Consider the following 21,197-nt stretch of genomic DNA (forward strand, 5'->3'; position numbering starts at 1 on the left):
AATTTGAGAATTAGGCGATTGGGAAATTTAAATATGATAATAGCATCTTCAAATTAGCCCATTTTCTCATTTTCAAATTGTCTTAAACATCATAATTAAGCATCACCACATTGGTTGTAGGGTGACATTGGCAGGTAAGAACGAAGCCTCTGGCTACTTCTTCTTCGGTAAGCGCATAGTTCTTCTCCATGAAAACTTCTCCTTCCAGAACCTGTGCTTTACACGTACAGCAAACGCCTCCTTTACATGCGAAAGGAACCGGAAGCTGATCTTTCAATGCTTTATCTAAGATACTCTCTTTTTTAGAATTAAGGTGGAACGAATATTCATCATCATCAATGATTACCGTTACCATACTTTCAATATTGGCAATGGCCTTGAATTCATCACTCATTTCCTCCGTATTTTCTTCATCCGGAGCGGTGAAATATTCAAATAAAACCTGAATAGCAGGTACTTTTTTGTCTTTTTTCAGATAGTCTGCAATCCCCTTAATCATTTCTGAAGGTCCGCAAATAAAATAAGTAGCTTCTTTTACATCAATATCTGTATATCTTTCAAACAGCTGCTCTAATTTTTCTGACGAAATTCTTCCTTCAAAAACAGGATCTTCGTGTTTCTCACGGCTTACCAGGTAAATCACTTTCAGTCTTCCGTTGAAATGCTCTACAAGTTTATCAATCTCTGCCTTTCTTAAAACATGATTCATGCTTCTGTTGCTGTAGAACAAATAGGCATTTGAATTCGGTTCCTGATAAAGACTTTCTTTAATATTGGATAATACAGGAGTAATTCCGCTTCCTGCAGCCAGACCAACATAAGTTTTTACGTTTGTCGGGTGATAAGAAGTATTGAAGCCACCCATCGGAGGCATTACTTCCAGCACTTCATCCATATGAAGGTGTTCATTGAAATAGCCTGATACTTTTCCGCCTTCAAGCAACTTCACCAATACTTCCAGCGTATTGCCCTTTTCACTTGGAGCATTACAGATAGAGTAAGAACGTCTTTCTTCATTTCCGTTGATTGTCATTCGGAAATTCAGATACTGTCCCTGCTTGAACCTGAACTTATCTTTCAGTTCTTCAGGGATTTCTACCGCCACATTCACTGCTTCGGAAGTATCTTTCTGAACTTTAACTGTTTTAAGTTTATAAAATGAATTCATTATTTTTTAAGTATTCTATTAATTTTTCCACCTTCGCACTTCGGCAGGCTGTCCTGAGCATGAACTTTTACTTTCGTAGTGATTCCTACCCTCTTTTTTATTTCGTTTTCTATGTTTTTCCCAAAGTTGCCGACAAAATTAAAATAATCATCGGTATTGGCTTCTATTTTTTGAGATTTTACCAATTCATCATCGATTTCAACATCAATATCCAAAGCAATACACATATGTTCTTTCTCTACAGGCGTAAGATAGTAGTTTGGAACCACTCCTTTTACATAAGAAAAAGCATCTTCAATCTGACTTGGATAAACATTGACTCCTCTTACGATCAGCATGTCATCGGCTCTTCCAACGATAGGTTTCATTTTCACCATGGTTCTTCTGGCATTTTCATCGTAGTAAAGACTTGTAATATCATTCGTCCAGTAGCGTAAAAGAGGCATTGCTTTTTTGGTTAAAGTAGTGATCACCAAAACGCCTTCTTCCCCGAAAGGAACCGGCTGTTTGGTAACCGGATCTAAAATCTCAGGATAAAAATGATCTTCCCAGATATAAGCTCCTCCTTTCTCTTCAAAATCCTCCATGGAAACTCCCGGACCGATAATTTCACTTAATCCATAGATATTGGTTGCATGAACGCCTAATTTTTCTTCAATATGACCTCTGATAATTTCCGTCCACGGCTCTGAGCCTAAAACAGCATATTTAAGACTGATCTCTTCTGCAGTAATTCCTCTTCTGGCAAATTCATCCGCAATCGTTAAAGCATATGACGGTGAACAACAGATCACTTCAGGTTTGAAATCTACAATCAGATCTACCTGTCTTGACGTCATTCCTCCGGAAATAGGAAGAACACTCATCCCCAACATTTCAGCTCCGTAATGAAGGCCTAAACCTCCTGTAAAAATTCCGTAACCATAAGCGTTGTGCAACTGCATTCCAGGTCTTGCTCCTGCAGCATGTAAAGATCTTGCCACCACTTCACTGAAAAGGTCCACATCTTCTTTAGTATATCCTACCACAGTCGGCTTCCCTGTTGTTCCGCTTGAGCAGTGAATACGCTGAAGCTCATTTTTAGGAACAGAAAATAATCCGAAAGGATAGTTATCTCTTAAATCCTGTTTGTAAGTAATAGGAAGTTTAGCGATATCTTCAATCGACCTTATACCCTGCGGAGATATTTGTAATTCATCAAATTTCTTTTTATAAAATTCCGACTTCTCTCCCAAATAGCTGATCAGGCTGATCAACCGGTCGGATTGAAGCTGTCTCAACTGACCCAGCTCCAGATATTCAACTGAAAAATCCATAAAACTAACTAACATTTGTTAGGTGTAAATTTAAAAAGATTTTGCTAGCTGGCAAAATTTTTATGACTTTTGTCATATTTTGAATGATTCTAAATAAGAAAAATTATTAAAATTATGCCCAATGTCACTCTGAACGGAACGAATGTGTAGTGAAGAATCTTTTAAAAATCTAACAGTCTGTCACGAGATTCTTCCTTCGTCCGAAATCGAAGATTCGACGTAGTCAATGACAAGCGAAGTGGTTATTTTTTCTGATTTCCAAGCAGGCCAAAAAGAATCTTTTCTCTGATCTCATCGGTAATTTCATCCGTAGAATCACTACTTCTTTTGAACCAGAAATAGGAATTATTTAAGGTATGAAGGATAAATCTTGTGGTGAATGATGGTGATTTCAGTTCCCATTTTTCGGCTTTGTAAATCTCGGAAATCAGTTTCTCAACTTCCTGCTGATAGTTTTTTCTTAATTCTACAAATTCGGGAAGTCTTTCTTCAAGGTGTTTCCATTCATTGGAATAAATATGGGTAACATCACGGTTTTTAAGAACAACAGAAAGATGTTTATCCAATAATAGATTCAGCTTTGCTTTTGGAGCAATAGCTGTATTTTTCACCTCCTGAAGCTCATCGAAAAACTCCTGAGCAATGCCAAAACAAATCCATTCCAGAATTTCTTCCTTTGAACGGATGTGTGCATACAGCGATGCTGCCTTGATATTCAGTTTCGTTGCCAGGTCTCTTACTGAGCTCCCCATATACCCTTTCTCTTTGAAAAGTTCTACGGCTACGTCTAATATTTTTTTCTGTTTTTCTTTTAGTTCCATCTGGTAAAATGCAAAAGTAATTATTCTGAATTAAACTGTTCATTTTTTGAACATAAAAAGAAAAAAGACCTGCGAACCGTAGTTTAGATATTCTGTTAATTGGCCTTGTTATGACTTTTTGTTCATGATTTCCAAGAAATAATTACGAAATCGGAAATTTTGTCAAGTTAAATTTCCGTTAAAAATACAATATCCGGAAAATTTGTCCTATTTTTTTGTAAATTTAATAATTGAACAGTTTTTGCGATACAGTCATCGAATAAATGATTAAATAATTGATGGCATTAAGAAACTAAGCCTCAGAATTTGGTTTCTTGATGTTTTTTAAAAACTAAACTTTAAACAAACCATTACCAAAAATATATAAAAATATGAACTTAAACCAATATACTGTAAAATCACAGGAAGCCATCCAGGCAGCACAACAGGTTGCTATGGAACTGGGCAATCAAAGTATCGAACCTCAACATCTCCTTGAAGGAATCTTTCAGGTGGATGAAAATATATCGCCTTTCTTATTAAAAAAATCTGAAGCAGATGCTAATTTAGTAAGAGAGCGCAACCGTGAGAATTTAGAAAAACTTCCAAAAGTACAGGGAGGAAATATCTATCTTTCACAATCTGCCAACAAAGTATTGCTGGATGCACCCAACATTGCCAAGAAGATGGGTGACGAATATGTAACGATTGAACATTTATGGCTATCTCTTTTGGAAACTACTTCTGAAGTATCCAAAATGCTGAAAGATATGGGCGTAACCAAAAACCTGTTGGAAGGCGCTATAAAAGAATTAAGAAAAGGGAGTAAAGCAACTTCTGCAAGCTCAGAGGAAACGTATCAGTCTTTAAATAAATATGCTAAAAATTTCAACGAGTTAGCAGCTGAAGGAAAACTGGATCCGGTAATCGGGCGTGATGAAGAGATCAGAAGGGTTTTACAGATCCTTTCCAGAAGAACTAAAAACAATCCAATCCTTATTGGAGAACCTGGTGTAGGTAAAACAGCTATTGCTGAGGGAATTGCTCACAGAATTATCAGTGGCGACGTTCCTGAAAACCTGATGGATAAAACGTTATTCTCATTGGATATGGGCGCTTTGATCGCCGGAGCAAAATATAAAGGTGAATTTGAAGAGCGTCTGAAATCCGTTGTGAATGAGGTGATCAAGTCTGATGGACAGATCATCCTTTTCATCGACGAGATCCACACTTTGGTAGGAGCCGGAGGCGGTGAAGGAGCAATGGATGCTGCCAATATCTTAAAGCCTGCTTTAGCAAGAGGAGAATTAAGAGCGATTGGTGCCACTACATTGAATGAATACCAAAAGTATTTTGAAAAAGATAAAGCGCTGGAAAGACGTTTCCAGAAAGTAATGGTGGAAGAACCGGATACAGAATCTGCAATTTCTATCCTTCGTGGTATTAAAGATAAATATGAAGCGCACCACAAGGTAAGAATCAAAGATGAGGCAATTATTGCCGCGGTGGAAATGTCTCAAAGATATATTTCAGACCGTTTCTTACCGGATAAAGCGATTGACCTTATTGATGAAGCTTCTGCAAAACTGAGAATGGAAATCAATTCCAAGCCGGAAGAGCTGGACGTTCTGGACAGAAGACTGATGCAGCTGGAAATTGAACTGGCAGCCATCTCAAGGGAAGGCAATCAGACCAAAATTGATCACCTTAAAGAAGATATTGCTAAAATTTCTGAACAGAGAAATGAGATCAATGCGAAATGGCTGAAAGAAAAACAGAAAAGTGAAGATCTTACCCAGATCAAAAAAGATATAGAATCCCTGAAACACGAGGCAGAAAGAGCTTCCAGAGCCGGAGATTATGCAAAAGTAGCGGAAATCCAATACGGAAAACTTCGTGAAAAAGAAGAAGAACTAGCCAAAGTAGAGCTGGAAATGCAGAATCATCAGAATGAACTGATCAAAGAAGAGGTTACTGCAGAAAATATTTCTGAAGTGATTGCGAAATGGACCGGTATTCCTGTTACCAAATTGCTGCAATCAGAAAGAGACAAGCTATTGAATCTTGAATCTGAACTCCATCACAGAGTGGTTGGGCAGGATGAAGCGATTCAGGCAGTTGCAGATGCGATCAGAAGAAACAGAGCCGGTTTAAGTGATGATAAAAAGCCAATCGGATCTTTCTTATTCCTGGGGACAACCGGAGTCGGTAAAACCGAGTTGGCAAAGGCATTGGCGGAATTCTTATTCGATGATGAAAACAATATGACAAGAATTGATATGAGTGAATATCAGGAACGTCACAGTGTTTCAAGATTGGTGGGAGCGCCTCCAGGCTATGTAGGATATGATGAAGGGGGACAACTGACTGAAGCGGTTAGAAGAAGACCTTATTCCGTAGTGCTTCTCGATGAGATTGAAAAAGCACACCCTGATGTTTTCAACACGTTACTTCAGGTTCTGGATGATGGACGTCTGACAGATAATAAGGGACGAGTGGTGAATTTTAAAAATTCTATCATCATCATGACTTCGAATTTAGGATCACATCTGATTCAGGAGAATTTTGAGAATCTTACTGAGGAAAATCAGGATGAAATTGTGGATAAAACAAAAGATGAAGTTTTTGATCTTTTAAAACAGACGCTGCGTCCGGAATTCCTGAACAGAATTGATGAAATTGTACTCTTCCAGCCTTTAAGAAAAAAAGAGATCGGAAAAATCGTTCAGTACCAATTGAGAGGATTTAATGAAATGTTATCTAAACGAAACATCATTATGACTTTCACTCAGGATGCGGTAGATTATCTGATGGATAAAGGATATGATCCTGCCTTCGGAGCAAGACCATTGAAAAGAGTGATCCAACAGGAAGTTCTCAACAAGTTGTCTAAAGAAATTCTTGCAGGGAATGTAAATGACGGAGACAGAATCACTTTGGATTACTTTGTGGAAACAGGATTAGTTTTCCGACCTACCGAACAATAAAATAGTTTTTTTCATATACATTATTTTTGTGAATAAGTGCTGTAGAATAATCTGCAGCACTTATTTTTTAAACTATTTTTCTTATTTAAGTGAAATAAACTTATATTTACTATACTAATAACTAAAACAGAATCAGCATGAAAAAACTAAAAAGAGACGATTTGAAAAAAATCGATGGCGGTCTTATCGCTCCCATCATTATGTGTGATGAAAACATGAATTGCCCTGCCAATTTATGCTGTACATCAGGATACATCTGCAGGGACTGGAGAAAGTATCCATGTATTTAAAGAAAAACGGAGAAGCAGAATTTCTCCGTTTTTTTATTGAATGAACCAAAGCCTTATCAGCTCTGAATTGTTATTTTTTTTCATGCAATCCGTAAAAACACGGTAAAAATAACAGTGGAATTCCCAATTAAGGAATAGATTTTCTAGAATATTTTTTACGAGATTTGCATATTAATTGAGTTTTACCGCAAAACACTAAGCTATGAATACAGAATCAAACAATCCATTGCAGCCCGGGACTATGTCAAACAGTCTTATCCAGGCTCTGATCGACAATTATCGTCAAAACCACTTAAGCGCAATCAACACTACTTTAGGAATACAAGATGCGCATTCTATTTGGTTTGACCTTCCGAAATTAAAAAATTTCATTGCAAAAATCGAAGAAGAAGCGGCAAAAGTAGATCCTGCTACCTCTGCGGAAGATCTGGGAATCCGATTTTATTATGCTTCTTATCCTAAAACTGAAAACTGGGATATCATGGCATCTCATCCGGTACCTCAGGAATATGCCGAAAAGCACACATTGGTTTTAATTCCTACCATGAAAAAGACAAATGAAACCGGAGTAGCCTATGATTCTGATTTTAATACTCTTCAAGCACACGGGGAAGGCAAAGCATTTGGACTAAGCACAGCAAAAAGTAAAAGTGCAGCTTACAAACATGATGACGACGGAACAGTGGGAGAAAACAGCGGAACGCTTATTCCTCCGGCTCCCCCTATGGGCACTTCCTATTAATTACCATTCTTAAACGCTGTATGACTGAAATTCAGAAAATTTTTTCATCATTTATGTATTGGGGAGAAGCCTTTGCTGCTTTAATCTCTCTGATTTATTATAACCGTGTAAAAAAACAACCCTGGAAGTATCTTGCCATTTATCTCATTATTATTTTCCTGTGTGAGTCAGCTGTAAAATGGGGCGAGAAACCACTTAAAATAGACAGAATAAATTTTTACAACTACTTCGTAATTCCATTGCAGTTTATATTTTTTTATTGGCTGTATGCAAAAGAGTCTCTGAAAAAGGTAAAACTTTTTTACATTCTGACGGGTATATATATTTTAACCTATATCCTCAGGGGGCTTTTTTTCCCCGAAAAGAAAGTCATTTTTTCTTTCAATTACAATGTTGGCTGTTTACTTTTAATGGGTCTCGTGATTATGGAGTATTATAAACAGGTTAATTCATCCGAGATTCTTAATTTCAGTAAAAACAGAATGTTTTATATTAATCTTGGAATTACGCTTTTTTATATTGCCAATCAGCCATTTATGACATTTAACTCTCTCCTCTGGAAATATATAGACATCTGGGACATTTATTTTATCTATTTTCAGGTTTCAGGAGCAGTGATGTATATTTTATTTGCAAGTTCATTTATATGGGGAAAACAGAACTCTTAATCACCATTATCTCATTCAATATCTTTTTTTTGATGTTTGTGATAGCCGTATTTATATACATCCGGAATTACAGACAGAGGAAAAGAGAATATTTAAATGAGATTGAGATGAAAACCGAACTTCATCAAAGAGAACTTCTGTCTACCCAGCTGGAAATCCAGCAGGCTACCATGCAGCAGATCGGCCGGGAGCTGCACGACAATATTGGTCAGAAACTTACCCTCGTAAGTCTTTATGTACAGCAGATGCTTTATGAGAATAAGGTACCGGAAGCAAATGAAAGAATTGATCAGGTTTCACAGATTATCAACCAGTCCCTGCAGGATCTTAGAAGCTTGTCCAAAACATTGACAGATGACAATATCAACCAGAAGGAAATTGTAACTTTGATACAGGAAGAAGTGGATAATACCAATTCCTTCAAAAAATGTCATGTAAGTTTTGAACACAATTTTAAACAACTTGATTTAGGCTTTGTTCATAAAAATGTTCTTCTGAGAATTACTCAGGAGTTTATTCAGAACAGTATAAAACATTCCCATTGTAAAAATATTTTTATAAGTCTGAACACTTCAGAAGACACTCTTTGGGAGCTTGATATCCGTGATGATGGAATCGGGTTTGATACTTCACAGATCAAATCCAACGGAATAGGGCTCACGAATATGAAAAACAGGGCTCAAATTATAGGAGCGAATTTTCGTATGGAAAGTAAGGAAAATATGGGAACACAAATCAATATTATCTTAAAAAAACAGTCATGAAAAAAACGATTGTCATTGTTGACGACCATATACTTATAGCAAAAGCTCTTGAAGGAATTATCGGTAACTTCAGCGAGTTTGAAGTAATCTATGTAAGTGAAAACGGGAAAGATCTCATCCAGAAATTTGAAGAAGGCCATCCCATTCCTGATATTATTCTTTTAGATATCAGTATGCCGATTATGGATGGTTTTGAAACCGCAGCCTGGCTTACCAAAAACCATCCCGATATTAAAATCATGGCCCTCAGTATGCAGGGAGATGACAACAGTGTTATTAAAATGATCAGGAGCGGAGCCAAAGGTTATCTTCTGAAAAACACCCACCCTAGAGATCTGGAAACAGCACTTACACGCCTCAATACGGACGGCTTTTTTTATCCGGATTGGGCTTCCAAAATCATATTTTCCAACCTGAATAAAGAGACAGAAACTGAAATTGCCATAAGAATTTCCGACAGAGAAAAAGAATTTCTGAAATACACGGTAACGGAACTCAGCTATAAGGAAATTGCAGACAGAATGTGCTGCAGCCCCAGAACAGTAGAAAGCTATCGTGACCAGCTATGTGAAAAACTGGATCTTAAAACGCGTGTAGGACTTGCAGTTTTTGCCATTAAAAATGGTTTCGCAAATTAGATTTTCACCATGAAAAAATTCTTTAAAATTAAAATTTAAACGAAAAGTATTCACAGAAAATAATTAAAAACTAAGATCACATTAGCAGATTAATTAAAATTAATTAAAATTCAACGCATTTCTAAAATCATTAAATTAAAACCAACAACATTCGGAAATATTTAACACAATCGTAAACAAATACGAAAATCATTTGCATATTAATTTTAAATAATATAATTTCACATCCTCAACCTAAATGATTTTGATATGAAAAAACTATTATTTGGAGCTTTTATGCTCACAGTAATGGCTGCATGTAACAATGACAGCATTACCAATCAAAATGAAAACACAACTGACGAAGCTGCAATTTCTGCTGGCTTAGCTCAAAGAGGCTGTGCTTCTGAGGAAATCAGACAGGAAGCATTGAAAAAAAGCCCTGAACTTCAACAAAGATTCGCGGCTTTAGAAAGCAATACAGAAAAATTCGCCAATGATGTGAAATTCGGAAAAGTTCTAGCCGATGGCACTGTAGAAATCCCTGTTATCGTAAACGTCATTTACAAAACTACAGCTGAAAACGTTTCTGATGCAAGAATTGCAGAGCAGATTGCGGTATTGAATGCAGATTATTCAGGCACCAACAGTGATGCCAATAAAATCCCGACTGAATTCCAAACCGTAAGTTCAGGTGATACAAAAGTAAAATTCAGATTGGTAAATACCGTTAGAAAATCCACTTCAAAAACAAGCTGGGCAACTAATGATGATATGAAAAAAGCCTCCAAAGGAGGAATTGATGCTACTAATCCTACCAATTATTTAAACTTATGGGTAGTAGGCAAAATGACCAGCCAGGGCCGTACTATTCTTGGATACGCGACTTTCCCTGAATCTGCAGGTTTATGGAATGATGGTGTTGTAATTGCCGCTCCATATTTTGGAAAGACAGGAGCTTCTTCTCCTTTCAACCTGGGAAGAACTGCAACACATGAGGTAGGTCACTATCTGAACTTAAGACATATCTGGGGAGATGCCAATTGTGGAAATGACCAGGTAAGTGATACCCCTACACAAACTACTGCTAATTATGGGAAACCTTCTTACCCACTCTATAATACGTGCAGTGGCGTACAAAGATCTGTAATGTTTATGAACTATATGGATTATGTAGATGATGCGGCTATGTTTATGTTCTCTGCAGGACAAAAAACAAGAATGCAGTCTGTAGTAGCTTCTTCTGGCGCAAGATCCGGATTGAGAGTGTATTAAAATTAAAATATTTTTACATATGTAAAGTCTGTCTCAAGTTTGAGACAGACTTTTTTTTGTATCTGCTCTCATTTTCAGCACACAAATGAAAATATTGAAATCAAAGGTTTCTGAATTCGTTTTAAAAACAATATTACTGAGATTTATTATAAAAAATATTCTACAAAAAACATAAAATGATAAAAATTATTTATCATTAAAATACACTTGAATGTGAAATATAAAATAAATAATATAATTTAACTAAAATTCAATACATTTTAAAATTAATTGATTTTAATTCAATTAAATTGACTAAAAATTAAGTATTCATTAAATATTTACAGAAATAATTTGCATATTAATTTTAAATGATATAATTTCACGCCCTCAACCAAATTATATTATAACGATATGAAAAAATTCCTATTTGGAGCCCTGATTCTGGGCCTTATGTCGGCATGCAACAACGACAGCTTAACCAACCAAAACGAGACTTCTCCGGATCAGGATAACACTGTTCCGAGCGCTCTTAAAAGAGGTTGTCCGTCAGAAGAAATCAGACAGGCAATGCTTCTGAAAAACCCTGCACTCAAACAAAAAATGGCTGATATTGAATTCAGTACTGAAAAGTTTGCAGAAAATCTTAAAGTGGGAAAAGTTCTTGCCGATGGAACTGTTGAAATCCCGGTTGTTTTTAACGTCATTTACAACACTTCCGCTCAAAATGTTTCCGATGCAAGAATCGCAGAACAAATTGCAGTCCTTAATGCCGATTATGGTGCTACCAACTCTGATATCAACAAAATCCCTGCTGCATTCCAGCCAGTCGCAGCGGGTGATGTAAAGATCCGTTTCAAACTAGTCGCTACCAACCGTAAGCAGAGCACAAAAACAGGCTGGAGATCTGATCTGGAACAAATGAAAAAAGCCAGTACCGGAGGTATTGATGCTACTGATGTCAATAAAAATATGAATATCTGGGTAGTTAATTCAATTCTTGACGAAAACAACCAACCTGGAACTCTAGGCTACGCATATTACCCTGAAAATGCAGGACAATGGTATGATGGTCTTGTAATAGGCTATCAGTATATAGGTAAAACAGGTGCTTCTGCCCCGTTCAATTTAGGAAGAACTGTAACGCATGAAGTAGGACATTACCTGAATCTTCCACACCTTTGGGGATCATCCGATGCTGGATGCCAGACAGATTACTCCAATGATACTCCTACATCTCCCGGCCCTAACTACGGAAACCCTACCTACCCTCTAAACAGAGTTTGTGGTGGTGTAAGCCGTTCTCAGATGTTCATGAACTATATGGATTATGTAGATGACAAATCTATGGTGATGTTTTCTGCCAACCAGAAAACAAGAATGCAGGCTGTGGTAGCTGCTTCCGGACCAAGAGCGGGGTTAAGATAACCAATAACCTCAGTTCAAATATTATAAAAATATTAAAATAGTCTATCTCAATTTTTGGGATAGATTTTTTTAATATTTTTACGCGATTTAAATTTCAACACCACTAAGATGAAAAAAATAGCATTAGCATCAGGAATACTATTGCATTTATACTGTATTAAAGCTCAGGATACGATCCAAATTAAAACACAGGATACGATACCCTCCAGAAATCTCAAAGAAGACCTGGCAATGATCAGTTCAGGAAACTCTATTCAGCAGAAAACTCCTTTTTTCAAAAAAGAATGGGTAAAAAAATCGGTAGCTCCGGCTCTTCTTTTTACTGCAGCTGCTGCAACATGGGGAGAAAAAGAAAATATACGTGAAGTAAGAAACCGATATCTCCCCAACTTCAAAGTAAAATACGATGATTATCTTCAATATGCTCCTGCTGCAGCTGTTTACGGATTAAAACTGGCAGGCGTAAAGGGCCGTAATAATTTGGGACGGGCAACTTTATCTTATGGTACCAGTTTAGCCATCATGGCGATTTTAGTCAATTCCATTAAATATACTGCAAAAGTGGAACGTCCGGATGGATCCAAAAATAACTCTTTTCCCTCAGGACATGCGGCAATGGCTTTTACCAATGCCAGTTTTCTACATAAAGAATATGGTTTGGTAAATCCTGCCTACAGTATTGCAGGATATGGTTCAGCCACTCTTACAGGGCTTGGGCGAAATTTAAACAACAGACACTGGGTTCCGGATATTCTGGCTGGTGCAGGTATCGGAATTATATCAACGGAACTGGGATATTTCTTTATTGACAAAATTTATAATAACAAGGGTGATAATTTAAGTATTTTATCCAGGATACAGGGTAACGATTATCCATCTTTTCTCTCTTTAAAAATGGGAACTGCGTTGGGTACCACTAACTTCCTGAGGGAATCTGAACTGGATGATAAAAAACAAATTGGTTTTGAGGGAGGATTGGAAGGAGCTTACTTCTTTTCAAAAAAATGGGGTGTGGGTGCAGATGTGTCTTTCAGCAGCTTCCCGATTAAATCCCAAAGAATAACATTTGATGACGAACAGGATTTTGGCAATCACGAAATCAAAACACAATCCATGGGATTCCTTTCTGCAGGTATTGGACCTTATTTTTCTCATGAATTATCAGATAAATGGCAGCTTACTGTAAAGGTAACCGGAGGATATGCTGCAACAGCAAGTGGAAAAGTATTTTTAAAAGGAAACGATATTGATGCTCCCAACAATGAACTTCAGATCGCCAGATACAAACCCAAACCGGCTTTCCGCTGGAATACAGGAGCTTCCATGACCTATAAGTTCAATCCGGGATTAGGCCTTACTTTCTATACAGATTATAATAAGATCAATTCTACAATTCAATATTCCTTCAGCGATGAGATCAAAGAAAGTGAAGAACTGGATCAGGAACTGAACAACCTGATTGCTAAGGAAAAAATCAGTTATATTACATTAGGCTTAAGATTAACTGCCTACTTTTAAAAATACAAAAGAGGCTGTCTCAAAAGTGTCATTCTGAACACAGACTGAAAGTCTGCGAACGAAGTTCATAAATGTAGTGAAGAATCTCAATTGACTATTAATAAGATTCTTCCTTCGTCAGAAATCGAAGATTCGACGTAGTCAATGACAAAAGCCAATTATTTGACTTTTGGAACAGCCTCTTTTACTTTTATAGGTTTTTACGGTTGTCATCCGGAGTATAATCCATAAAGATATCTCCGTCCAGCTGTACAGATTTTACTTTTTTCTTAATAGGAATTACAAGATCAGTCAGTTTTTGATCTTTTTCCCACACTGAAGGTGAAAAATGCAGCTTTTCCGTAGTACCGTCATCATAAGACAATATTGCATCAAACGGAATGGCAAAACCTCCTACATTCGCTACGTTGATAGTAAGCATATCATTCATCTGGGATGCTCCTGTTACTTTTAAGTCAATATAATTATTGGTATAAAACCAATTGTGGAAAAACCAGTTCAGATTTTTTCCTGATCCTGTATTCATAGAATTAAAATAATCCCATGGAACCGGATGTTTCCCATTCCAGTTGTCCATATAATGGTGCAATGCTTTTTTGAAGAGTTCATCTCCCAGATAATCTTTCAAAGCCAGATAAGACAATGAAGATTTTACATAAGAGTTGTTTCCGTATCCGGCACCGCTCACCTGTGTACTCATCGTGATCACCGGTTGATCCTGCTCTGCAGAAGGATCATTGATCCATTTTTTAACACGGAAGTTTTTATAAAATTCTTTAGCTGCCGCCTCACCGTTTTCATCAATTCCTATAAGATATTCCAGCGTGGTCGCCCAGCCTTCATCCATAAATGCATATCTTGTTTCATTGATACCCATATAGAAAGGGAAATAAGTATGGGCAATCTCATGATCTGCCGTCAACCTGGCATCATTAAGATCATCAGGAATACTGGTATCATTAATCATCATAGGATATTCCATATCTGCATATCCCTGAATAGCCGTCATTACATTGTAAGGGTATTCTACTCCCGGCCAGTTTTTTGAAAACCAATCCAGGTTATAGCGCATCCAGTCTACATAATGTTCAAAATCTTTTGCTCCGTTTTTATATCCTGCCTGAACACTGGCTCTTTTTGTTTTTAACTGAACACTGGCAGCATCCCACACATAATGGTTACTCATCGCAAAACAAAAATCTGTAATATGATTTGCTTTAAATTTCCAGACATTCCACTTGTTCTGTTTTGTTACTTTTCCGGACTTCATTTCCTGTTCTGTGGCAATATGCATCAGCTTATCGCTTTTCAGGGAGGCTTTATATCTTTTTAAATATTGAGGCTGAAGCACGGCTTCCGGATTCAGAAAATCTCCGGTTGCCCAAACTACATAATTTTTTGGTACGGTAATAGCAAAACTGTAATCATTGAAATCATTGTAAAATTCCTGTCTGTCCGAATGCTGAAGCATATCCCATCCATTGTAATCATCGTACACAGAAATTCTTGGAAAAGAGTAGGCCACATAGAAGGTTTCAGGATCAATCTGTCCTTCTCTTCCACTCTGAACCGACAATGGATATTCCCACTCTATTTTAACCTCAGCTTTTGACTTAGATTTGAGTGCTGATTTTAATTTTACTTTTTCAACAGTACTCCAGTCATCACTGTTGATCTCATATTTTATATTGTTTACAGTAAAAGACTTAATTTTCAATCCGGATGAAAGAAAATCTTTGGATACAAATCCCGACCTTGGCGACTGTGGCTTGTGAAGGTTATTCACAAATCGTATAGCCAGCTCATTCAGATTATCCGGACTGTTGTTGGTATAAACAATAGTTTCTTTTCCTGAAACTATTTTTGTAGCAGCATCTACTTTCACCTCTACATTATACACTCCTTTATTCTGCCAGTAGTTTTTTCCTGGCGCTCCGGAGATATCACGTGTTCCTCTCTCGTACGCTTTTTTGATATTCCTCGGCATATACAATTCCTGAGCTGACAATTGCAGTAAAGAAACTGCGATCAGCATTCCGGAAAAAATTTTCTTCATAGCGATCTTTTTAAAGATAGGCATCAAAAATAGCGAAAATGTACCATCAGACAGCTATTCTTTCAAGATAATATTTCACTGTAATCAACTTTTATATTAAAATATTCTACAACCGATCCTGTTCGGCGGTCTTCTTAATGGTTTTAGCATTTTTAACCGATTGATTTCCAAAGTTGAATTTCAATGAAAATGTCACTCCCTGAGTATCGGAATAATCAAGAAAATAATTATCCTGATTTGCATATTTTGTGCTGACCTTCTGCTCTGTGGATCTGAAAATATCGCTAAAAATAAGGCTTGCTTCCAGTTTTTTACTAAAGAATTGTCTATTCATTACAAAATAGGCTGACCATAGAGAAGATATTCTGAAGGTTCCCTGTATGCCGGGAGAATAGTAGCGGTGTCCCATTTCCATTTTCCAGTCGCTGTTTTTATCCAGCGTAAAGCTTGTTGAGATGTTTGAAACCCAGTTCCAGACTTTATTTTTATACAACATTCCATCAATTCCTATGAAATAATTCTCGTTGTGCTCAAGATTTTCAGAAAGGATAATATTCCACCAGGATTTCACCTGGAAATTTTTGTATAAGCTGATTCCGAAAGCTTCTCCTTTCTCAATATTGGTAAAATAATAAATCAAACTGTTGGTACTTGGCTCCTGATAAGAGATTTCCATGGACGGATATATTTCTTTTCTGTAGTATACATCCAGATTCCAGTCTTTCCAGGAATAAGTAAGATTGAGGTTATGGGTAATGGTGGCTTTTAATTTTGGGTCTCCCTGATAATAGGAAAAAAGATTATAATAAGATTTTGCAGGATTCAGCCATGAATAAGAAGGTCTACTGATTCTTTTCCCATAGGAGAACCCAAATTCCTGTTTGTTTTCTGTGGTATATTGTGCATAAAAAGTGGGAAAGAATTTCCAATAGTTACTTTTATTCAATTCATAAGGTTCTGAAACCACCCCTTCAAGATTGGTCATTTCTGCTCGAAGTCCACCTTTGTAGCTCCATTTCCCGATATTGTAGGCTAATGAAGAATATAAGGCAAAATTGTGTTCTTTATAATCAAAAACACTGCTTTTTTCCGGCCGGTATTGTAATACTCCGTTCTCATTATCGGAGAAATCAAGCTGGCTGCTTGTCTTTACAAAACTATATTTCGTACCGGATTCTAGTTCCAGCTTATCCCCTTTCCAGTGATAATCAAATTGAGTGGAATACAGCTGAACATCGGCTTTATTCTGTGTAAGGAAATTATCTTCTTTCGGTGGCTGTCCGGCAAAGTTCAGGTATGTAATTACATTCTGGTATTTATCCACATTATTTCCGGTAAAATAATTGATCCATGAAAGACTGCTTTTCTTATTCAGCTTACGATCTATCTGAAAACTTACCGAGTTATTGATGGAACGGGAACGGTGATCATTGATCGTCGTATAATCAGATTCTACAGTATCCTGCTGGTTATAGATCAATGTAGGAACATGATAAGTTCCGAAGGATTTTGGAGAAAAATACCCTGAGTAGTTGAGGCTTAGATTGGTCAGGCTGTCCAGTTCATATTCCGCATTAAAATTCAGGGTATTCTGGTTATTGTTTTTATCCTTCCTGTTCATCGTACTTACCCATCGGGTTTGGCTTTCCGGATAGTTTACATAGTCTGTTCCTTCCCGGTAGTACGTTCCCAGCCCTTTATAATAGCTTCCCATTAAGGAAAGTTTATCTTTTTTATAATATTGAGAGAGACCAAAAACGCCTTTTGCATATTGCGTCTGCACGTATTTGGATGAAAGAATACCGCGGTAGCCTTCAATTTTATTCTTTTTCAGAACAATATTCAATACTGCGCTTCCTGAAGCTTCATATTTGGCAGGCGGATTGGTAATCACTTCCACAGATTTCACTTCATCTCCCTGTGTATTTTCCAGAAGATTTTTAAGCTCATCCCCTGTCAGCATTACTTTTTTATCATTAATCGTCACCAGAATTCCGGTACTTCCCTTTACACTCAGTACACTGTTGTTGATGGTAACACTGGGTGTATTTTTTAGAATTTCCCAGGCATTGAGTGAGGAAATATTACTGTTTTCCACATTAAATTCCAGACGGTCTACCTTTCTTTTCACTAAAGGTTTACGTTTCGTCATTACCACCCCTTCTATTTCCTGAGATTCTTTTTTAAGAATGATATTGAGTGGTTCAGACTCTTTTAAATCCACTTTTTTCTCAAATAAAGAATATCCCTGATTTTTAATGACCAGTTTTATATTTTCCTCTGAAATATCTTCCAGTACAAATTTCCCATTGTCATCTGTTTTTAATTCTTTGATTAATGTATTCTGAGCATTATACACTTTCACCTTTAGAGAGGAAAGCTTTTCGTTTTCGGTATTCATCACTGTTCCTCCGGCTTTTTGTTTCTGGGCAAGAATCAAAATGGGAAAACACAAAAGAAAAAGAATTTTATACATGGTTATTTTTTTATCCTCTCCAACAAAAACTACTGTTCTGTTCTATGGGGACAAAATTCTGTATTGGTTGGAAAAAACACGGTTAACAGAAGGTTAATGATGGGTTAATGTCTTTTTTGGTATCAAAACATCCAGATCCAAACGGATGGATGAAGCTTTATTTTTGAAGTTTCAACACTATGGTTAATGGAAGGTTAATAATAAAATAATCATTTCCGGAAAATGACTAAAGTTTTATCTTTGTTTTAATGATAGCCAAGAGTAAAATTCTCATCCCGGTTTTTGCCGCTCTATTCCTGCTTTTACTGGGAATCCAGGTTTATTTTATGTATAAAACCTACCAGGTAAAAGAGAGGGATATCTACAGATCTGTGAATGATGGGCTTACCAATTACACGGACAATCTTGAAGACATTCAGGAGGCTAAAGAAAGAAATGATGATTCTCTTCAGGAAATCATTATACAGTATCATAATAAGGAGATCAACAAAAAAGATTTTCTCCGTTATTTCATAGAAAACAGGAAATCTGCCAGAGAAAGACTGATTCATTATATCGACAGCCGCTACCAAAAAGACGGTTACGAAATCTCCGCAAGAATACGGTATCTTTCCATTGTACATCTTCCGGACAGCTCAAAAGTAATTACCGAACCTATTGTTATTTTTGAAACGCAGGATAAGCTAAAAAATCCACGCATTGCCAGTAACGGAAGCTGGGAAACCTCAACCACCAAAAGAAATGATACGGAAAAAGGACATATTGAAAAAAAGAATACCTTTCTTGTTAAAACCCAGACAGATTTTGAGATCAGAAATATAAAAAGTATTGTTTTCAAAGAGCTTACCTTATTGATTATCTGCTGCATTATTCTTCTTTCAGGAGTTCTTCTGCTTTATATTTTCACGATCAGAAATCTTATTCAGCAGCAGAAGCAGGTGGAAGTTCTCCACAACATTGTGGATAACATTTCGCATGAGTTTAAAACACCTATCGCTACTTTAAAAATAGCTTCGAAAGCATTAAAAAAAGAGTGGAATCCTGAAACACTTCCTTTGATTGACAGACAGATTTCACGTCTTGAAAGCCTGATGTTTCAACTTCATAAAGATGAAATTCCTGATAAAATGACCACCATACAACCTGAGGACTGGAACTTTTTTATTCAGGATCTTTCCATTACTTATCCAACTACAGATTTTAAGCTTGAAAATACAATTTCACAAGAGCTTCCTTTTGATAAAAATCTAATGGAAACGGTCATTAAAAATCTTTGTGAAAACAGTGTAAAATATGGAGCATCGGTTATTACAATAGATGTCCGTAACCGTTCTCAACAATTAGAATTTGAAGTTTCCGACAATGGTCAGGGCATGGAAACAAAAGAACTGAATAATATTTTTGAAAAATTCTACAGAATACAGAATAACAATATTCACAATAGCAAAGGTCTTGGGCTGGGACTTTATTTCGTAAAAAAAATCATTACCAACTATGGTGGAAAAATAGAAGTTTCCAGTCAGCTTCATACCGGCAGCACTTTTAAAATATCAATTCCTTATGAAAACTAAAATCCTTCTGGCAGAAGATGATCCGGATTTCGGAATGATTCTTAAGCAGTATCTTGAATTGGAAGATTTTGAAGTCAGCTGGTTTCAGAATCCGGAAGATATCGTATCATTGGTTCAGGCTGATTTTCCCTTTCAGATCGGAATTCTGGATGTGATGATGCCCAATATCGATGGCTTCTCACTGGCGAAAATGATCATTAAGGAAAGAAGTAATTTCCCATTGTTATTTTTGACAGCTAAAAATCAAAAAATTGACCGGTTGACCGGATTGAAAATAGGTGCCGACGATTATATTGCAAAACCCTGTGATCCTGAAGAACTTGTTTTACGAATTAAAAATATTCTGAAGAGAACACTTCCCGCCGTTACGGAAAGCCAGATAAAAATAGGAGAATTTTCACTGGACACCACCAAACTTCTGTTGTCACATCCTAACGGAAATAATCGGCTGACCATACGGGAACAGGAACTTTTATTATATCTTCTGAAGCATAACCGATCCATCATTACAAGGGATAATATTCTGGATAACCTCTGGGAAACCAATGATTATTTTACAGGAAGAAGTCTGGATGTTTTTATCAGCAGGCTTCGTAAATATTTCAACAGTGATCCCCAAATAAAAATCCAATCCCTGAGAGGAATTGGATTTGAAATTGATTTTCCAACCAATTGATTTTTTATAGGGATAGATTCACAATCACCGGAAAATGGTCTGACGGATACAAGAGGTTTTCTCTTCTGTCATTGATGTGTCGGTGAGATCTGATCTTAAAACCTCGTGTAAAAATATAATCGATTCTGTCTTTCGGGACTGTATTGACATCAAAAGCAGTAAATGTTCCTACCGGGCCATAATGTTTCGTTTCTGAGTGATAGAAAGTATCTTTCATATTCTGGGAAAGAATTTTAATCGGTTCTGAATCATCTGTCAGGTTAAAATCACCACTCAGTGTCACCGGAAGATTCTTTGGATTCAGTTCTTTGATTTTTTTCAGGATCAATTCGGAAGATTTTACTCTTGCTACATTTCCAATGTGATCAAAATGAAGATTCATAGCCAGAAATTCTTTCTTCGATTTTTTATCTTTAAATATGGCGTAAGTACAGATCCTGTTCAGTGCCGCATCCCAGCCTTTTGAAGGTTTTTCCGGAGTTTCAGATAACCAGAACGTCCCGGATTTTACAATTTCCAGTTTGGTTGTATCATAAAAGATGGCAGAAAACTCTCCTTTTTCTTTACCGTCATCTCTTCCTACTCCGATATAGTCATAGTTTTTCACACCTGCTTTAATATCTTTCATCTGCTCCGGAAGTGCTTCCTGTACTCCGAAATAATCAGGATGATAGTACGTCAATAAATCGGCAACGTCCTGTTTTCTTTTTGGCCAGGCATTATCTTTATCCGACTCTACATTCAGTCTGATATTAAAACTCATTACGGTAAGGTCTTGTGAGAATCCTAATGCAAAAAACATCAGAAACACCATTGAAAATCTGAAATTCATATGTTATTTTATCATTAAGAGACAAAAATAAAAC

Annotated in this window: 17 protein-coding genes; 11 read left to right on the plus strand and 6 right to left on the minus strand. The window is 36.7% G+C overall.

Features of this window, described 5'->3' with window-relative positions; genetic code table 11:
• Positions 1–82: 82 nt before the first annotated feature.
• The 3 genes from RAH34_RS19925 to RAH34_RS19935 all read right to left on the minus strand — a co-directional run bounded on the left by RAH34_RS19925 (position 83) and on the right by RAH34_RS19935 (position 3,305).
• Positions 83–1,168 carry a 2Fe-2S iron-sulfur cluster-binding protein gene (locus RAH34_RS19925; protein ID WP_306597275.1) on the minus strand — a complete coding sequence of 362 codons (1,086 nt, stop codon included), beginning with the start codon at positions 1,166–1,168 and terminating at the stop codon, positions 83–85.
• A complete protein-coding gene (locus RAH34_RS19930; protein WP_306597276.1) occupies positions 1,168–2,484 on the minus strand; it encodes a phenylacetate--CoA ligase family protein in 1,317 nt (438 codons plus the stop codon). The genes RAH34_RS19925 and RAH34_RS19930 overlap by 1 nt, the downstream gene beginning before the upstream one ends.
• A 242-nt stretch (positions 2,485–2,726) precedes the next feature.
• Positions 2,727–3,305 carry a TetR/AcrR family transcriptional regulator gene (locus tag RAH34_RS19935; RefSeq protein ID WP_306597277.1) on the minus strand — a complete coding sequence of 193 codons (579 nt, stop codon included), beginning with the start codon at positions 3,303–3,305 and terminating at the stop codon, positions 2,727–2,729.
• A gap of 371 nt (positions 3,306–3,676) precedes the next feature.
• Here RAH34_RS19935 and clpB point away from each other — a divergent pair, with 371 nt between their 5' ends.
• The 9 genes from clpB (at position 3,677) to RAH34_RS19980 (ending at position 13,552) form a co-directional block, all read left to right on the plus strand.
• Positions 3,677–6,271 carry an ATP-dependent chaperone ClpB gene (gene clpB / locus RAH34_RS19940; protein WP_114821995.1) on the plus strand — a complete coding sequence of 865 codons (2,595 nt, stop codon included), beginning with the start codon at positions 3,677–3,679 and terminating at the stop codon, positions 6,269–6,271.
• A gap of 137 nt (positions 6,272–6,408) precedes the next feature.
• Positions 6,409–6,561 carry a hypothetical protein gene (locus RAH34_RS19945; RefSeq protein ID WP_306597278.1) on the plus strand — a complete coding sequence of 51 codons (153 nt, stop codon included), beginning with the start codon at positions 6,409–6,411 and terminating at the stop codon, positions 6,559–6,561.
• Positions 6,562–6,763: 202 nt separating this feature from the next.
• Entirely contained in the window at positions 6,764–7,303 is a 540-nt protein-coding gene (locus RAH34_RS19950) for a hypothetical protein (RefSeq protein ID WP_114821996.1), read from the plus strand.
• Between the two features lie 20 nt (positions 7,304–7,323).
• Positions 7,324–7,971, plus strand: coding sequence for a hypothetical protein (locus tag RAH34_RS19955; protein ID WP_114821997.1), 648 nt, complete (start codon positions 7,324–7,326; stop codon positions 7,969–7,971).
• 107 nt (positions 7,972–8,078) lie between these two features.
• On the plus strand, positions 8,079–8,735 hold the full coding sequence (locus tag RAH34_RS19960) for a sensor histidine kinase (protein ID WP_228412040.1): 657 nt from the start codon (positions 8,079–8,081) through the stop codon (positions 8,733–8,735).
• Complete coding sequence (locus RAH34_RS19965) at positions 8,732–9,373, plus strand: response regulator transcription factor (RefSeq protein ID WP_114821999.1); 642 nt, start codon at positions 8,732–8,734, stop codon at positions 9,371–9,373. The genes RAH34_RS19960 and RAH34_RS19965 overlap by 4 nt, the downstream gene beginning before the upstream one ends.
• Before the next feature lie 249 nt (positions 9,374–9,622).
• Positions 9,623–10,627: a zinc metalloprotease gene (locus RAH34_RS19970; protein ID WP_306597279.1), complete on the plus strand. Its 1,005-nt coding sequence runs from the start codon at positions 9,623–9,625 to the stop codon at positions 10,625–10,627.
• Positions 10,628–11,020: 393 nt separating this feature from the next.
• Positions 11,021–12,034 carry a zinc metalloprotease gene (locus RAH34_RS19975; protein ID WP_306597280.1) on the plus strand — a complete coding sequence of 338 codons (1,014 nt, stop codon included), beginning with the start codon at positions 11,021–11,023 and terminating at the stop codon, positions 12,032–12,034.
• Between the two features lie 108 nt (positions 12,035–12,142).
• Entirely contained in the window at positions 12,143–13,552 is a 1,410-nt protein-coding gene (locus RAH34_RS19980; protein ID WP_306597281.1) for a phosphatase PAP2 family protein, read from the plus strand.
• A gap of 190 nt (positions 13,553–13,742) precedes the next feature.
• Here RAH34_RS19980 and RAH34_RS19985 read toward each other — a convergent pair whose 3' ends face one another.
• Together RAH34_RS19985 and RAH34_RS19990 are read right to left on the minus strand one after the other, a co-directional pair.
• Positions 13,743–15,608, minus strand: coding sequence for a M1 family metallopeptidase (locus RAH34_RS19985; protein WP_306597282.1), 1,866 nt, complete (start codon positions 15,606–15,608; stop codon positions 13,743–13,745).
• Positions 15,609–15,714: 106 nt separating this feature from the next.
• Positions 15,715–18,084 (minus strand): outer membrane beta-barrel family protein, encoded by a 2,370-nt coding sequence (locus RAH34_RS19990; protein WP_306597283.1) that lies wholly within the window; start codon positions 18,082–18,084, stop codon positions 15,715–15,717.
• Positions 18,085–18,332: 248 nt separating this feature from the next.
• Here RAH34_RS19990 and RAH34_RS19995 point away from each other — a divergent pair, with 248 nt between their 5' ends.
• Positions 18,333–19,655 (plus strand): sensor histidine kinase KdpD, encoded by a 1,323-nt coding sequence (locus RAH34_RS19995; RefSeq protein ID WP_306597284.1) that lies wholly within the window; start codon positions 18,333–18,335, stop codon positions 19,653–19,655.
• Positions 19,645–20,331, plus strand: a complete 687-nt coding sequence (locus tag RAH34_RS20000) for a response regulator transcription factor (RefSeq protein WP_306597285.1) — start codon at positions 19,645–19,647, stop codon at positions 20,329–20,331. Before RAH34_RS19995 ends, RAH34_RS20000 begins: the two co-directional genes overlap by 11 nt.
• A gap of 4 nt (positions 20,332–20,335) precedes the next feature.
• Here the strand turns inward: RAH34_RS20000 and RAH34_RS20005 are convergent, their stop codons facing one another.
• Complete coding sequence (locus tag RAH34_RS20005) at positions 20,336–21,163, minus strand: endonuclease/exonuclease/phosphatase family protein (protein WP_306597286.1); 828 nt, start codon at positions 21,161–21,163, stop codon at positions 20,336–20,338.
• Positions 21,164–21,197: the final 34 nt, after the last annotated feature.

Source organism: Chryseobacterium sp. WLY505 (genome assembly GCF_030846215.1).
Classification (GTDB): Bacteria; Bacteroidota; Bacteroidia; order Flavobacteriales; family Weeksellaceae; genus Chryseobacterium.

Bases quoted from the DNA above. Each gene is read 5' to 3' on its own strand.
- RAH34_RS19925 (WP_306597275.1), bottom strand. From the start codon at position 1,168: ATGAATTCATTTTATAAACTTAAAACAGTTAAAGTTCAGAAAGATACT.
- RAH34_RS19930 (WP_306597276.1), bottom strand. From the start codon at position 2,484: ATGGATTTTTCAGTTGAATATCTGGAGCTGGGTCAGTTGAGACAGCTT.
- RAH34_RS19935 (WP_306597277.1), bottom strand. From the start codon at position 3,305: ATGGAACTAAAAGAAAAACAGAAAAAAATATTAGACGTAGCCGTAGAA.
- clpB (WP_114821995.1), top strand. From the start codon at position 3,677: ATGAACTTAAACCAATATACTGTAAAATCACAGGAAGCCATCCAGGCA.
- RAH34_RS19945 (WP_306597278.1), top strand. From the start codon at position 6,409: ATGAAAAAACTAAAAAGAGACGATTTGAAAAAAATCGATGGCGGTCTT.
- RAH34_RS19950 (WP_114821996.1), top strand. From the start codon at position 6,764: ATGAATACAGAATCAAACAATCCATTGCAGCCCGGGACTATGTCAAAC.
- RAH34_RS19955 (WP_114821997.1), top strand. From the start codon at position 7,324: ATGACTGAAATTCAGAAAATTTTTTCATCATTTATGTATTGGGGAGAA.
- RAH34_RS19960 (WP_228412040.1), top strand. From the start codon at position 8,079: ATGAAAACCGAACTTCATCAAAGAGAACTTCTGTCTACCCAGCTGGAA.
- RAH34_RS19965 (WP_114821999.1), top strand. From the start codon at position 8,732: ATGAAAAAAACGATTGTCATTGTTGACGACCATATACTTATAGCAAAA.
- RAH34_RS19970 (WP_306597279.1), top strand. From the start codon at position 9,623: ATGAAAAAACTATTATTTGGAGCTTTTATGCTCACAGTAATGGCTGCA.
- RAH34_RS19975 (WP_306597280.1), top strand. From the start codon at position 11,021: ATGAAAAAATTCCTATTTGGAGCCCTGATTCTGGGCCTTATGTCGGCA.
- RAH34_RS19980 (WP_306597281.1), top strand. From the start codon at position 12,143: ATGAAAAAAATAGCATTAGCATCAGGAATACTATTGCATTTATACTGT.
- RAH34_RS19985 (WP_306597282.1), bottom strand. From the start codon at position 15,608: ATGAAGAAAATTTTTTCCGGAATGCTGATCGCAGTTTCTTTACTGCAA.
- RAH34_RS19990 (WP_306597283.1), bottom strand. From the start codon at position 18,084: ATGTATAAAATTCTTTTTCTTTTGTGTTTTCCCATTTTGATTCTTGCC.
- RAH34_RS19995 (WP_306597284.1), top strand. From the start codon at position 18,333: ATGATAGCCAAGAGTAAAATTCTCATCCCGGTTTTTGCCGCTCTATTC.
- RAH34_RS20000 (WP_306597285.1), top strand. From the start codon at position 19,645: ATGAAAACTAAAATCCTTCTGGCAGAAGATGATCCGGATTTCGGAATG.
- RAH34_RS20005 (WP_306597286.1), bottom strand. From the start codon at position 21,163: ATGAATTTCAGATTTTCAATGGTGTTTCTGATGTTTTTTGCATTAGGA.